A 14653-nucleotide genomic window follows, 5' to 3' on the forward strand; every position below is an offset into this window, starting at 1 on the left:
GGAAAGAGCTGCTACAAATTCCAGTACCAAATTTGGCATGTGGCGATGTTCACCTTACGCAGGCTGTGCTTGGCTTTCTCCGCATCGCGCTTAGACTCATAAGGGCCAAGAATAACGCGGAACCAATCACCATTGCTGCCGGTGCTGTGTCTGATAAGAGCTTCTAAACCCTGGAATGCAATTTTGGCTTTCATCTCTTCAGCTTGGGCGCGGGTTCTAAACGAGGCGCACTGCATTAAATAGCGTTTATCCGACTTTTCCTGCTCTCTTACTTCAACTTCTACTTCGTATCCTGGCAGAGTCTTGATGTATTCCCACTCTTCCTCAGGCAGTTCAGGTAAAGACTCTTCTGTTGGGGCAACAGGTCGTGAAGCCTGAGTATCTACGTCATCCTCTACATTGTCTTTTATCGACCACAAAAATACACCGAAGCCAATCACTAGAGCGAAAATGCCTATAAGGCGAACGATAGGAAGCTTCCCAGAAACTGGGCCGTTAGATTGTGCGTTTGATCGCGTATTTGTGGCCGGTTTTCTACCTTTACCAGCAGCCTTCTTTTTTTGAGGAGAGCGTCCACGAGAGACATAATCGCGTTGAGCCATAGTCGGCAATATTCCTACTTGTTATCGTTGTTTGTATGCGTAAGAAAACGTCATATACCAAGTCTATTAGAAGGGCTAGTGTTTCAGCCTCTTCAATCTTGTTAAAATTTTAACGTATTGCTATCCAACAAGCTAACTGAAATCGGTAGGATCGATATCTATCGACCACCTTACTTTCATAGCCTGCGGTAACGCCTGTAAAAATGGCAGCGCCAAACGCAGCGCGTTATGAAGCGGCGCACGCTTTTCATGGCTACATACCAGCATAAACCGAAACCTGCCTTGCCGTTTTTCAATTAAGCAAGGAAACGGACCGTTTATATCAATGGCGTGCTGTTGATTAAACACCTGCTTACTTTCCTGTAGAAAGCGATAAGCCAAACTGCTATCGGTAGCCTCTGCGCGAATAACAAACTGGCTAATAAAAGGGGGTAACCCTGCTGCCTTACGCTCCATTAAAGCGTGCCGTGCGAAATGCCCATAGCCATTGTGCACTAAATCTTGTAGCAAAGGGTGATGGGGGTTGTGGGTTTGAAGCCGCATTTCACCAGGTTTGCTGGCGCGCCCTGCTCTTCCAGCAAGCTGAGTAACAAGCTGGGCAAGCTTTTCTGGCGCTCTGAAATCCGCGCTAAAAAGTGCACCATCACAATCTAGCACTGCTACTAGGGTGACATGAGGAAAGTGATGACCCTTTGATAGTATCTGGGTGCCTACCAGAAGCTGGTACTCTTGGCGATTAATAGCATCAAGGGTTTGGTGAAGCTTGTCTTTGCCCCGCACGGTGTCACTGTCAATACGTACTTGTTTAATGCCTGGGAATAAACTTGCAAGCCCTTGCTCCACTTGCTCGGTCCCCGTACCTGCCGTTACTAATTCATTGTGATGGCACGCTTCGCAGTTCGATGGCATTGAGCGCATGCCACCGCAGTGGTGGCACTGTAGCCGGTTTTGGGCTTTGTGTACGGTATAAGGGCGGTCACAGCGCTTACACGTTACGGTTTCACCACAGCGATGACAAAGTAGCGCTGGCGCATAACCTCTCCGATTCACAAACACCAATACCTGATTTCCTGCGCTAATGTGCTGGCGCATTATGGTTAGCAAGCCTTGCGAAATGCCGTAATGAATAGGTTGGTCGCGCGCATCCAGCACATGCTGATGTGTGCTTTTCGCACCTCCCGCTCGCTTAGTTAACTGTAAATGAGCATAGCGGCCGCTTAGTGCATTGTTGAGTGTTTCAAGCGCGGGCGTGGCACTGCCTAGTAAAAGAGGAATATTGTGCTGCTTGGCACGCATGGCTGCTAAGTCACGGGCGTGGTAGCGAAGCCCATCTTGCTGTTTAAAAGACTCGTCATGCTCTTCATCCACAATTAACATGCCGGGGTTATGCAGCGGCGTGAAAATAGCCGAACGAGTACCAATGATAATACCGAGTTCACCGGCTTTAGCACGCTGCCAAACATGTAAACGTTCTTTATCAGAAATCTGAGAATGCAAAACGCCCACCGCAATGCCAAAGCGCTTCTCAAAACGAGATACCGTCTGAGGTGTAAGCCCAATTTCTGGCACAAGAATAAGCACTTGTTTTCCGTCGCGCAGTAAAGGTTCAATGGCTTGAAGGTACACTTCCGTTTTACCGCTACCGGTAACCCCTTCAAGTAAACTTACCGCGAAGTTACCTTGCTGACGATTAAGCGCAGCAATGGCAACTGACTGTTCAGTGTCTGGAATTGGCTTTTCAGAAAGCGATAACGAGGAAAGCCAACTACCTGGCTTAAATTCAGGTGCTATTTCTTCGATACGTACCAAAGACTTTTCAACAAGCGCTTTAACTGCAGGTGCACCATACTGTTTTCGCGCTTGCGACGCTAATAAAGCTCCACCAGCCAGCGCGGAAAAACAAGCTTGTTGCTTCGGCGCTCGCGATAGCGTTTCTGCAGCCGTTTGCTCACCATCTTCGGTAAACATTAGCATGTCTTGTGGCGTGGGGGCCGCCGACTCGCCTTTGCGTAATAAAACAGGCAACATGGCGTGCAGTACTTCACCTGGCGCATGATGGTAATACTGCCAAAGCCACTGAGCCATTTTCAGCAACACATCATCTATAATGGGGCTATCGTCAAGTACCGACTCGATAGCTTTTAACTTATCGACGTTGTCAATTTCACTTTCAGTTTTTTGTAGAGTTTCGACGACCACACCCACCAATTTGCGTGGGCCAAAAGGCACAACCACTCTTACACCCGCACTGAGTGCGTTGTCGTGGGTATATGTGAAAAGTTGGCGCAGTGGCACTGGCACGGCAACTTGGATAAAGGCCATTGCGAACGTTCTACCTTATTTGATGACTTTTACAGCGCGCAAATTGCTTGCTGAGCGTCTTACACTGAAACTATTTATTTAGAGGCTACATGCATACCTGTAGGTTACAGCAATGTGCGCTGCTAGCAGCTAGCTACACCCCTAGCTATACCTTTTGCTATTACCGCACAATTTTGCCATTAGCGCACATGGGCCTAGCCTTGAAAGACAAATATTTAAACATATTTTACTGGTAAGCATGAAAGGAATGTTGTTTGTTTAGGCGTCTTGTTGAGTTCTCTTGTTTAACATTTGGACAAAAACCGCTTGATCAAGCCACTTCCATCCTATATTATGCGCCGCTCTTTTTGCGATGGGTTGTTCGTTGAACGACTTATCATTTGAATTAAGTAACGTATGGTGTGCGACTTCGGGTTGTATAGCGATACGGCCTTATTATTTGAGGTAACCCAATGAAACAAGATATCCACCCTAAATACGAAGAAATCAAAGCAACTTGCTCATGCGGTAACGTATTGAACATCCGCTCTACGCTTGGTAAAGACATCAACCTAGACGTATGTTCTTCATGCCACCCATTCTACACTGGTAAGCAACGTAACGTTGATACTGGTGGTCGTGTTGACCGCTTCAAGAAGCGTTTCGGTGCATTGGGCAAAAAGTAAGCCTGATATCGAGTTCGAAAAAAGCGCCTATATGGCGCTTTTTTATTGCCTGAAGGTTACTATTCATGTCAGAAACTACTGTTGAATAGCTTCCACTTATGCAAGCGCCTCTAATTAAAAGCTAATTGATCATATCAATAACGCTTACACTTAAAATCAAAACACTCATTATACTTAATGAAATTTTTTGATTCCTGACAGATGTTTATCCCAGTTTCCTCTACTTTGTTTTTTACACGCCTCTTCACTGTCAAAATAAATACCAACAGGAATAGACTTTATAGATTCAAGGGCTATATTCACCTGGTTTATGAAGTCCATATCCCAACCGCTTATCAATGCTTGCTGTTTCTCCCGCTCCGTATTAAAGATGGCAATAACTTTAGGCGCTTTCCAAGGCCCTAGATGTGTAAGCCATACAAAACCATTATGGTCAGATTTTACGTTTTCACACACGTCAGTTAGCACTGCGACTAGTTTTCTTTCTGTCATATTCTTTGTTTCAAAAGCTAGCTTGAAAGGTTTCTTGTCGTATTTTACCAGATAAATGAAAGCGAAATTAAAGAGGTTTATCTTTGTGCAATATTATCTAGCACTGTTTTTAAGAATATAAATTGATAAGTATTTTAGCCGTTAAAGCACCCGCATCTACAATACCATTACAATACACCCTCAAAATATTAAGCGGATTAACAATAAATTTTATGAATGACAATTATAGGCTTATTTTACTGGTCTAATTAGTATGCCTAACCTACATTGATAATTGAGAATTCTGATCAGATATGTACACAGTGATTGGCTGTGTTAGAGTTGCGATCGGCACCTTGATAGTGAGCATTAATTTTATGAATAATGCTTTACTATAAAGGCTCGTGGCGCTTTTGGATATAAATGTAGGTCTAAATGTTAGTCCTAATATCAACAGCGATATGTGAGGAAAATCAGAAAGCGTTAACGCTAGGTCTGCAGTTTCCAACGTACCACACCAGTGCTCACAACTATTTATAATCACTTTTGTCATTAGTTGGTTGTAACGCGCTTATGTTTATCTACCTATAACTACAACGATAATAAAATAGCTACAGAGCGTGAACGAAAACACCGATGAACCCTACATCTAAGGATACTTTTTTACATGTCAGATTTTAGACAACGCGCACTTGACTATCACGCCAAACCCACGCCTGGAAAAATTCGCGTAGAGCTATCTAAGCCTGCCGATAGTGTTGACGATCTTGCTCTTGCTTATAGCCCGGGCGTTGCCGAACCGGTGAGAGAAATCGCCGAAGATGCAGATAATGCCTATAAATATACGGGTAAAGGCAACCTTATTGCTGTTATTAGTAACGGAACGGCAATTTTAGGATTAGGCAATTTAGGCCCATTAGCTTCAAAACCTGTCATGGAAGGTAAAGCGCTTCTATTTAAACGCTTTGCTGGTTTAGATGCCATTGATATTGAAGTGAAACATCGTACGACGGAAGAATTCATCAATACTGTAGCCAATATTGCTGATACGTTTGGCGGTATTAACCTAGAAGATATCAAAGCGCCGGAATGCTTTGAAATTGAGCAAGAGCTTATTAAGCGCTGTAGAATCCCAGTATTCCATGATGATCAGCACGGCACCGCTATTGTAACCGCCGCAGGTATGCTTAACGCTTTAGAGATTCAGGGCAAAAATATAGAGAACGCTAAAATTGTTTGCATGGGCGCTGGCGCAGCAGCGGTTGCCTGTATGGAGCTACTGATTAAGTGTGGTGCCCAGCGTGAGCGTATCTACATGTTAGATAGGAAAGGCGTTATCCACACTCGTCGCGAAGATTTAACTGAGCACAAGAAGCTGTTTGCTAACAACACTGATAAGCGCACCCTTGAAGATGTAATGGAAGGCGCAGATATCTTTGTCGGTGTATCAGGCCCTGATGTTTTACCGCCAGAAGCGCTTTCTTTGATGGCTGAAAATCCAATTGTATTTGCATGCTCTAACCCTGACCCAGAGATAAAGCCTGAACTCGCTCACGAAGTACGTAAAGACCTAATTATGGCTACTGGACGCTCAGACTACCCTAATCAGGTAAACAACGTGCTGTGCTTTCCATTTATTTTCCGTGGCGCTCTAGACGTTCGCGCTACAGCTATTAATGACGAGATGAAAGTGGCGGCAGTTGAAGCCCTTCGTGCTATTACAAAAGAACCCGTCCCAGAGGAAGTATTAGCCGCAAGTAAAAGTGACAGCCTAACGTTTGGTAAGGATTATATTATTCCCAAGCCTATGGACCCACGTCTGTGCGAGCGTATTGCTACCGCTGTATCTAAGGCGGCTATTGAGTCGGGCGTTGCACGAGTGCCTGAAAACCCGGAAGAATAAAGATACAAAAAAACGGCGCTGTGTTGTAGGTAATTACTTACATCCGCTAACATACAATACAGGGCCGTGTCTCTTAAATGCTAGATATCAGTCGTCTTCAGACACATCATTTTCGAAGCTTGGATCAATACCCATTTCTTCCATAATGCGCCTAGCTTCAGCCGGCACGCGATTAGGGTTGTCTTTACGCAGGTCATCGTCGTTAGGCAAAGGTTGTCCGGTAAACGCGTGTAAAAACGCTTCACACAACAGTTCCGAATTAGTGGCGTGGCGCAAATTATTGATTTGGCGGCGGGTACGCTCATCAGTAAGTGCTTTAAGCACATTAATAGGTATAGAGACAGTGACTTTCTTTACCTGCTCGCTCTTTTTCCCATGCTCTGCGTAGGGGTGAATATATTTACCGTTCCATTCTGCCATTGTACTAACTCGGTCTACTCTTTTTATATTATGAAGAGAAATTCTAAACAAGTTCACGAAAAGGTCAATTGAGCAGTGTAAACCTCTTGACGTCTAGACATATATTCTTTAATTTAGACGTCTAAACGTCTATAAGATTAAATTTTTGAGAGTATAAACCATGGTTTCTTACGCACAAGGTATCGATGCATTAAACCAGTCCCTGTCGGAGCTGCGTGATATTGATGTATCTTTTGAATTCTTTCCGCCTAAAACGGAAGCCATGGAACAAACCCTGTGGAAGTCGGTTGAACGTCTAGCCCCGCTAAAGCCAAGCTACATGTCGGTTACTTACGGCGCCAATAGCGGTGAACGTGACAGAACCCACGATGTGGTAAAACGTATTCAACAGCAAACAGGCGTTGCTGCCGTTCCTCACTTAACCTGTGTCGACGCAAGCCGTGATGAATTAAAGCAAATTGCAAGAGACTACTGGGATTCTGGCATTCGCCGTATTGTCGCCCTGCGTGGCGACTTGCCTAAAGGGGTAGACAAAACAGAGATGTATGCCTCTGACTTAGTTGCCTTACTAAAAGACGTTGCCGATTTTGATATTTCAGTTGCTGCCTACCCAGAAAAACACCCTGAAGCGCCAAATGCGCAGTTCGACTTGCTAAACCTTAAACGCAAAGCTGAAGCTGGCGCTACCGAAGCGATAACCCAGTTCTTCTTCGATACGAGTGTTTACCTGCGATTTAGAGACCGTGCAGCCGCCGCGGGAGTAGACTTAGACATAGTTCCAGGAATTTTACCTGTGACTAACTACCAAACGTTAGTAAGGTTTGCTGGCTTTACAGACGTGCACGTTCCGGGCTGGTTGCACAAGATGTTCGACGGTCTTGATGCAGATGATCAAGCCACTCGTAACCTAATAGGCGCTAATATTGCCATGGACCAAGTGAAGGTACTGGCAAAAGAAGGGGTGAAGCACTTTCACTTCTATACTCTCAACCGTAGTGAACTAAGCTATGCAATCTGTCATATGCTAGGTGTGCGCTCCGGCGATTGATTTTGTGTAGCGGTAACAAAGCTATACAAGTAGATAACTAAAGGCGCATTCCATGCGCCTTTGTTGTATAAAGTATTGATTAACCTTTTGCCACTGAAGCCTACGCCAGTTACCATTTGCTGTATTATGAATTGAACTATTGATACCGTAAGGTCTCCCATCAAAAGATCACGCTGTTTATCTGCCAGAGGGTATCGCCAGGAGAAGTCGAGTGGATTTAGACAAGGTTAAAACCTTATATAACAATGTTACTCCTCAGCTAAGAGAGCTCTTCAGCATCTTTATAAAGCGCTGTAGAGAAGACAATATTACTATTTCTGCTGGGCACTTGGCTTATGTAACTTTGTTATCTTTAGTACCCTTTATTATGGTGACCTTTACCATAATGTCGGCCTTTCCTGCCTTCGCATCGGTAAGAAGCAAACTTGAGCATTTTGTTTTTAGTAACTTTGTGCCTACCGCCAGCGATGTGGTACACAAGTACATGACTGATTTTGTTGGCAATGCCTCCCAAATGAGCGCTATTGGTATTTTGTCACTGCTGGTCGTAGCGCTAATGCTCATATCAAACGTAGATAAAACCCTTAATAGAATTTGGCGCACGCAAAGTGACAGACCCATAGTGTACACTTTTGCTATCTATTGGATGGTGATCACCTTAGGGCCCATGCTAATTGGCTCTAGCGTAGTAGTAAGTTCCTATTTAACTGGCCTCGCTGCTTTTACCGAAGAGTACACGCCTGGATTGGGAACCTTCTTACTCAGTCTCGTGCCAAGCGGTGCTGCCATGCTCGCATTCACCATCTTGTACATGGTAGTGCCAAATAGAAGAGTGTTTGCCCGCCATGCTTTCATAGGCGCAATTGTTGCCACCATAGCTTTTGAAATTACTAAATCGGGCTTTGCCTTGTATGTAACGAACTTTCCTTCTTACGAATTAATTTATGGCGCCCTAGCGGTGGTACCTATCCTGTTTTTATGGGTGTATTTGTCGTGGATAATTGTGCTGTTTGGGGCAGAATTCACGTGCAGTTTAGGCGAAGCTTTTGAAAACCGTAAAGCAGAGAACGAGCCGCGCAAAGTTCCAAAGGAGTAGCCGACCTAAAACGGGCGTAATGATGATTAGCCTTACGCCTCGGCTCTATAAAAAATGTATGAAACGAAAGAAGGGAGCTACAAGCTCCCTTCTTTATAATTAATGCCTAACTAATGACTAGTTTTTCATCGAAGATATAAAAGCGTCAGACTCAGCGATAGCTGAATTCATTTGTCTGATAAGCTGAGCAACATTGTTTTCAATAGTAGAAAGTTCGCCCTGCAGTGCACCAATGGCGCTGGCATTTAGGTTGTGCTTCAAGTACAACACATTATCTTGAAGCGCGCTTAATACTGGTGGCATTTTGCTTTCAGCTTTACGCATAGCTGTCATTAATGAAGAGTAGCGACGCTTGGTCTCGCGAAGCTTCGCCGCGCTATCCCGTTTCAACGACGCATTCTCATACTTTTCAAGCTCTTCTGCCCACTCGTCAAACAAAGCCTCAGCAACGCTTTCCACTTTATCTATGCGTGAACTCACTTCTTCTGAAGCAGCAACGCTGTCTTCGTACTGACCATTCAAGCGATTGTAAACGTCTTCTAGCTCTCCACCATCGAACGCAACAGCAGCACTGAATGCTTCTAACGCAGAGTTAAACTGCTCTTGTGCGTCTTCCTGTGATTCTTTTGCGTTTTCAACGCGGTCAACTAAGATATCGCGCTTTTCAACGCCTACTTTTTCCCATGCTGCATAATATGCAGACTGACACCCACTCAGGGCAAGCATAGCAACAAATGCTGATGCGATTAACTTCATGCGGTTACTCCACCTCTAAAACGTGCTGCGCTTATAATACAAATCAAATGCAAAAGGGCACCTAAAGGCCAAAAGACAATGGCAAGTACCACAGTTGCAGCTAAGGCATAACATACGCCTACTGTGATGAAAAAGAACAATGCACCTAAAATTCTTCCCTGTACCAGGTGACCTAACCCAGGAATAAAGAAGTTACAAATTGCGGCGATAACGTTACCGCCCGATCCTTGACCTGCCATATCAACATCCTCGCATTTATGACTATAATATGATTAGCTAGCACGTAATGACACTTGTTCTATAGTATAGACTTAGCGTTCATTGCTTAATTTACAAGCAAAAACGGCGTTGAAGCAGTCAGCACGCAAACGTTTGAATAACAATAAACTAAACTAAAACAGGCACTCACACAACGCGCAGAAACAAAATGAAACGACTTTACCCCGATGTTACCTACTATGAAAACGGATTTATCGAAGTGGGAAGTGGGCATTCGCTTTACTTCGAGCAAAGTGGCAATCCAAACGGTATCCCCGTACTTTTTATTCACGGCGGACCTGGCGCAGGCTTACCCCCTAACTACAAATGCTTTTTTGATAGCAACAAATATCGCATTATAGGTTATGAGCAACGTGGTTGCGGCCGCTCTACCCCCCTCGCTGATACGATAAACAACGACACTTGGTCTAATGTTGAAGATATAGAAGCACTACGAACTCACCTTTCTATACCAAAATTTTTACTATTCGGCGGCTCATGGGGCTCTACACTCGCCTTACTTTATGCGCTCAAGTATACCTCGCGAGTAACAGGTCTCATTCTTCGCGGCGTATTTTTAGCCCGGCAAGAAGACAGAGATTGGTTTTTATCGCCAAATGGATGCGCAGCTCAGTTATTTCCTGAGTACTACCGCAAATTCACCAAGGATGTGCCTACACCGGTGACCTCAAGTGCAGTCTGCAGTTTTTATAGCGCAATGGTACGCTCTAGCAATGATGTACTGCGCCACGCAGCCTTAAAACGCTGGTATCAATGGGAAGAGCGATTATCGCGCATTACTTTACCACCCGGCGTAGGTGACTCTACTGACAATTACCCCATGCAATTGGTCACTTGCCTAGCAACTTTGGAGTGCCACTTCCTTTCTAACAAGTGTTTTTTAGATGAAAACTACATCCTTGAAAACATTGATAAAATAAGTCATATTCCGGGCACTATTATTCACGGTCGCTACGATATGATATGTAAAACGGAAGCTGCTGAAGCACTTCACAAAGCATGGCCACAGAGCCAGTTACAAATCATCCCGGATGCGGGGCACAGCACATCCGAGCCCAGTATAGGATATGCTCTTTGCCGCGCTACTCGCGACATGTCACGCTTTATTCAGGAGTCATCAAAGTGATAGGACTTATCCAACGGGTATCAGAAGCTAATGTAGCTGTAGACGGTAACGTTATTGGTGAGATTGGCAAAGGCATGTTAGTGCTGTTAGGTGTTGAAAAGGAAGACAGCGAAGCGCAAATAGAGAAGCTTGCAAATAAACTGTGTCGGTATCGCATGTTTAGCGATGAAGATGGCAAAATGAATTTAAATATTGAGCAAGTCGATGGCGAAATACTGGTGGTATCTCAGTTCACGCTTGTTGCAGACACTCAAAAAGGGAACCGTCCAGGCTTCTCTCGCGGTGCATCCCCAGAGCATGGTCAAGCTATCTATGAACAATTTGTGCAGGCCCTTAAAAATAAAGGCATGAAAGTAGCCACAGGCGAGTTCGGTGCAGATATGCAAGTTGGCCTTATTAACGACGGGCCAGTTACTTTTCAGTTCAATGTCTAAGAGCTCACGGGGCGCGCCTCGCTGCGCTAGGCGGCTGAACCTTTATTTTTACCAGCTAGGCGAAGGCGATAAGGGCAATCCTCGCTTTTTAGTCCGTAACTGTTAGGTCCGCAACTGTTAGGTCCATCAGTTTACAGGTAACTGTGTACTTCTTCGGCATTCCAAGTTTGCTTACACAATTAAACTTGTACCTCATGGGTTCTTACGTTTAAATACTCCTTCATTCATTTAAGAAGGTCGGTTTATTGTGTACAAGGTAGTTACGCCAAAAAGCGACGCCGAATTTGAAGCCTATTTTCATTTTCGATGGGAGCACTTACGCCAACCATGGAATTTCCCTCCCGGCTCTGAGAAAGACGAATATGAACAGGTCGCAGAGCATCGTATTATTACCAACCGTAAGAACGAAATTGTAGCCTGTGGTCGTGTTCATTTAAACACTGCTGAGGAAGCACAAATTCGTCATATCGCGGTACATCAGGACCATCAACGCAAAGGCTTAGGTCAGATGATAATGGCAGCGCTGGAAAACGTTGCCAAAGACTTAGGTGCTGAGCGAGCAGTGACAAATAGCCGCGAAATATCTATCGACTTTTTTAGTGCGTGTGGTTTTGAAATTGAGCGTGAAGCCCCTAACGAATTAGGTATGCTTAAACGCCAGCAAATGGTTAAGAAATTCACTGAAAACAATTCCTTAATACTACACCCTAAATGGTGTAAATCGCTGCAGGAAACGTGGTCAGAGACCATACCTATTACTGAGCACATGGGTATAAAACTATACCAGTATACCGGGCGCACCCTTGAAACCCGCGCTTCGCTGAATAAAAATATTAATATTCACGGCACCATGTTTGCGGGCAGTATTTTCTCTTTAGCTACACTTACCGGCTGGGGCATGATTTACTTGCAGCTTAAAGAGCGTGGATTAGACGGTGACATTGTATTAGGCGATGGTGATATCCATTACCACAAGCCGATCACTATGAAGCCAAGGGCCATCTGTAATATCGAAACCTTATCGGGTAAGTTTAAGCCGCTAGAAAACGACAACAAAGCGCGGTTTGAATTGAGTGTGGCTATTTTAGATGGCGATACGCCGGTAGCCGAGTTTGACGGTGTCTTCTACGTTCTTCCCCCCTCTAAAAACGAAGAAGAGTAGCGTTGCGGGCTCTCGCTTTGCCACTAGCGATAAAAATCTACACATAAAAAAAGCGCCTTGAAGGCGCTTTTTTCAAAGTTTATGACCCATCCTAAATAACGTTGACACTTTTCAAACTTAATTTGGAGAGTGTAATGAAATCAAATAGCAAAAGAACTCAACGCGATTATTCCCTCGCTTTTAAACTGGCCGTTGTAGACCAAGTTGAAAAAGGCGAATTCACATATAAACAAGCACAAGACCACTACGGAATTCAGGGGTGTTCAACGGTTTTAGTTTGGCTTCGTAAGCATGGTCGTCTAAATTGGACGGATGGTACACCTAAGCTTCTTAAACGAGGTAACTGCGTGGATAAGTCCAAAATAGAGCTCACTCCAGAACAGCGTATTAAAGCTCTGGAGAAAGAGCTTGCTGATACGAAAATGAAAGCTGATTTCTTTGAAGCCGTCGTGAATGTTCTTGAAACTGATTATGGAGTAAGCGTTGTAAAAAAGCGCAAAAGAAAGTCATCCAGGAAAAAGTGATAGACGGGGTTTCCGTAGCCAAAGCTTGTCGTTATCTGAAGATTTCTCGTCAGGCTTACTACCAACACTGCGCTCGCTCACTCAAGCGCGAAGCGCATGAGGCTAGGGTCATTCAATTCGTACGTCAGGAGCGAATGATTCAGCCTCGTATCGGTACTAGGAAACTACAGTATCTTCTTGCGCTCGTAAAAATAGATATTGGTAGGGATCATCTCTTTAATTTACTAAGAGAAAGGCGTCTACTGGTCCCGACAAAGCGTGCCTATCACAAAACAACGAATAGTCATCATCGGTTCCGCTGTCATCCCAACCTCATTAAAGCGGGGTTAAAAGCCGATAAACCCAATCAGCTATGGGTAGCGGATATCACGTACTTACCGACGCGAAGTGGAGAGAGTTATGTGAGTCTCATTACAGATGCTTACTCAAGGAAGATTGTGGGCTATCAGGTTGACGATAACATGCGAACGCAGTCAGTAAAGCAAGCATTTACTCAAGCGCTTAAACAAAAAAGTACGAACGAAAAGCTCGTACATCATTCTGACAGAGGTATACAGTATTGCTCAGAAGAGTATCAAAAACTCCATAGAAAACATGATGTACAGTGCTCAATGACAGATGGCTACGACTGCTATCAAAACGCCCTTGCAGAACGGATAAACGGTATCCTTAAAAATGAATACTTACTCCATAAGCCAAGAGATTTAGAAGAAGCGAGAAAAATGGTTGCAGAGTCAGTAGCAATCTATAATGGTAGGCGGCCACATCTGGCCCTTAAATACAAAACGCCCGATGAAATACATCGGGCGTTTTAACCGAAATAAGTGTCAACCTATTTCAGGACTAGTCATTAGCTTTTGTGCAAGCTATTTACTGTGCGTACTACGCAACCATAGCAGCTTGAAGTTTTTTCATCGCGTTCTTTTCAATTTGACGAACACGTTCTGCAGACACCTGGTATTTATCAGCTAAATCTTGCAGCGTAATCTTATTGTCTGCTAACCAACGGGTTTCGATGATGTCTTGGCTACGCTCGTCTAGCGTTTTAATTGCTGAATACAAACGCTTGCTCGCCGCTGTATCCCAATCATTGTTAATCACATCAGTTTCAACGTCTGAAGACTTGTCCTCTAGGTATTGAACTGGTGCGAAATTACCTGTTTCATCTTCATCTGCAGTTAAGTCAAACGCTTGGTCCTGAGAACTCATACGTGCTTCCATTTGAAGCACTTCTTTCGTACTCACACCTAATTCATCTGCAACGGTTTGCACTTCAGCATGAGTAAACCAACCAAGACGCTTTTTCGCCTTACGAAGGTTAAAGAACAGTTTACGCTGCGCTTTAGTTGTCGCAACTTTAACTATTCTCCAGTTTTTAAGTACAAACTCGTGAATTTCTGCCTTGATCCAATGAACCGCGAAAGAAACCAAACGCACGCCCACTGTAGGGTCGAAACGCTTAACGGCTTTCATCAGACCGATGTTACCTTCTTGAATTAAGTCGGCTTGTGGTAAGCCATAACCTGAGTAAGATTTTGCAATGTGCACTACAAAACGAAGGTGTGACATTACTAGCTTACGAGCGGCTTGTAAGTCTTCGTCTTCGCGAAGGCGCACTGCCAACTCGCGCTCTTCCTCAGCGCTAAGCATATCAATGCTGCTTACAGCTTGAATGTAGCCTTCAATGCTACCGCTGTGTGGCACTGACAGGGCCATAGATTGCAAATTGTTGCTCATTGTTCACCTCATTTATTGCCGCTTCATATTAGCAAAGTAACTGAAGCTGCGCGAGACCTAATTAAGATATGAAGTCTAACCGATATGTAGGTATAGTGACTATTTCTA

The 14653-nt window shown here is 44.3% G+C and carries 15 protein-coding genes; 8 read left to right on the plus strand and 7 right to left on the minus strand.

The annotated features are described in order from the left end of the window. Positions 1 to 11: 11 nt before the first annotated feature. Both PCAR9_RS17835 and priA read right to left on the minus strand, forming a co-directional pair. Positions 12 to 602 carry an SPOR domain-containing protein gene (locus PCAR9_RS17835; protein WP_179984761.1) on the minus strand — a complete coding sequence of 197 codons (591 nt, stop codon included), beginning with the start codon at positions 600 to 602 and terminating at the stop codon, positions 12 to 14. A gap of 132 nt (positions 603 to 734) precedes the next feature. Beyond that, positions 735 to 2924 (minus strand): primosomal protein N', encoded by a 2190-nt coding sequence (priA, locus tag PCAR9_RS17840; RefSeq protein WP_179984762.1) that lies wholly within the window; start codon positions 2922 to 2924, stop codon positions 735 to 737. Between the two features lie 452 nt (positions 2925 to 3376). On the opposite strand from priA, the gene rpmE reads away from it, so the two are divergent. Further along, positions 3377 to 3589 (plus strand): 50S ribosomal protein L31, encoded by a 213-nt coding sequence (rpmE, locus tag PCAR9_RS17845; RefSeq protein ID WP_118491779.1) that lies wholly within the window; start codon positions 3377 to 3379, stop codon positions 3587 to 3589. A 174-nt stretch (positions 3590 to 3763) separates the two neighbouring features. Here rpmE and PCAR9_RS17850 read toward each other — a convergent pair whose 3' ends face one another. Beyond that, positions 3764 to 4081, minus strand: a complete 318-nt coding sequence (locus tag PCAR9_RS17850; protein WP_179984763.1) for a hypothetical protein — start codon at positions 4079 to 4081, stop codon at positions 3764 to 3766. Positions 4082 to 4727: 646 nt separating this feature from the next. On the opposite strand from PCAR9_RS17850, the gene PCAR9_RS17855 reads away from it, so the two are divergent. Beyond that, the gene (locus tag PCAR9_RS17855; RefSeq protein ID WP_179984764.1) at positions 4728 to 5963 is read left to right on the plus strand and encodes a malic enzyme-like NAD(P)-binding protein; all 1236 of its coding nucleotides are present in this window, start codon (positions 4728 to 4730) and stop codon (positions 5961 to 5963) included. Between the two features lie 87 nt (positions 5964 to 6050). On the opposite strand, the gene metJ is transcribed toward PCAR9_RS17855, so the two are convergent. After that, positions 6051 to 6383: a met regulon transcriptional regulator MetJ gene (gene metJ, locus PCAR9_RS17860; protein WP_014950979.1), complete on the minus strand. Its 333-nt coding sequence runs from the start codon at positions 6381 to 6383 to the stop codon at positions 6051 to 6053. A 160-nt stretch (positions 6384 to 6543) separates the two neighbouring features. Here metJ and metF point away from each other — a divergent pair, with 160 nt between their 5' ends. Continuing rightward, positions 6544 to 7431 carry a methylenetetrahydrofolate reductase gene (metF, locus tag PCAR9_RS17865; protein WP_179984765.1) on the plus strand — a complete coding sequence of 296 codons (888 nt, stop codon included), beginning with the start codon at positions 6544 to 6546 and terminating at the stop codon, positions 7429 to 7431. 211 nt (positions 7432 to 7642) lie between these two features. Continuing rightward, positions 7643 to 8527 (plus strand): virulence factor BrkB family protein, encoded by an 885-nt coding sequence (locus PCAR9_RS17870; protein WP_179984766.1) that lies wholly within the window; start codon positions 7643 to 7645, stop codon positions 8525 to 8527. Positions 8528 to 8644: 117 nt separating this feature from the next. On the opposite strand, the gene PCAR9_RS17875 is transcribed toward PCAR9_RS17870, so the two are convergent. Both PCAR9_RS17875 and PCAR9_RS17880 read right to left on the minus strand, forming a co-directional pair. Then, entirely contained in the window at positions 8645 to 9283 is a 639-nt protein-coding gene (locus PCAR9_RS17875) for a DUF2959 domain-containing protein (protein WP_179984767.1), read from the minus strand. Next, positions 9280 to 9522 carry a hypothetical protein gene (locus tag PCAR9_RS17880; RefSeq protein ID WP_025257569.1) on the minus strand — a complete coding sequence of 81 codons (243 nt, stop codon included), beginning with the start codon at positions 9520 to 9522 and terminating at the stop codon, positions 9280 to 9282. The genes PCAR9_RS17875 and PCAR9_RS17880 overlap by 4 nt, the downstream gene beginning before the upstream one ends. 188 nt (positions 9523 to 9710) lie before the next feature. On the opposite strand from PCAR9_RS17880, the gene pip reads away from it, so the two are divergent. From pip to PCAR9_RS17900, 4 genes are all read left to right on the plus strand, one after another. After that, complete coding sequence (gene pip / locus PCAR9_RS17885; RefSeq protein ID WP_179984768.1) at positions 9711 to 10688, plus strand: prolyl aminopeptidase; 978 nt, start codon at positions 9711 to 9713, stop codon at positions 10686 to 10688. Continuing rightward, positions 10685 to 11122, plus strand: a complete 438-nt coding sequence (gene dtd, locus PCAR9_RS17890) for a D-aminoacyl-tRNA deacylase (protein ID WP_179984769.1) — start codon at positions 10685 to 10687, stop codon at positions 11120 to 11122. Before pip ends, dtd begins: the two co-directional genes overlap by 4 nt. A gap of 247 nt (positions 11123 to 11369) precedes the next feature. Next, entirely contained in the window at positions 11370 to 12284 is a 915-nt protein-coding gene (locus PCAR9_RS17895; RefSeq protein WP_179984770.1) for a bifunctional GNAT family N-acetyltransferase/hotdog fold thioesterase, read from the plus strand. 134 nt (positions 12285 to 12418) lie between these two features. After that, a protein-coding gene (locus PCAR9_RS17900; protein ID WP_179982363.1) for an IS3 family transposase occupies positions 12419 to 13623 on the plus strand; the annotation gives its coding sequence in 2 pieces (ribosomal slippage) (positions 12419 to 12791 and positions 12791 to 13623; 1206 coding nt in all). 67 nt (positions 13624 to 13690) lie between these two features. Here PCAR9_RS17900 and rpoH read toward each other — a convergent pair. After that, positions 13691 to 14545, minus strand: a complete 855-nt coding sequence (gene rpoH / locus PCAR9_RS17905; RefSeq protein WP_179984771.1) for an RNA polymerase sigma factor RpoH — start codon at positions 14543 to 14545, stop codon at positions 13691 to 13693. Positions 14546 to 14653 lie beyond the last annotated feature (108 nt).

Origin of the sequence: Alteromonas macleodii, from assembly GCF_903772925.1 — a bacterium.
In the GTDB taxonomy this organism is placed as follows: domain Bacteria; phylum Pseudomonadota; class Gammaproteobacteria; order Enterobacterales; family Alteromonadaceae; genus Alteromonas; species Alteromonas macleodii_A.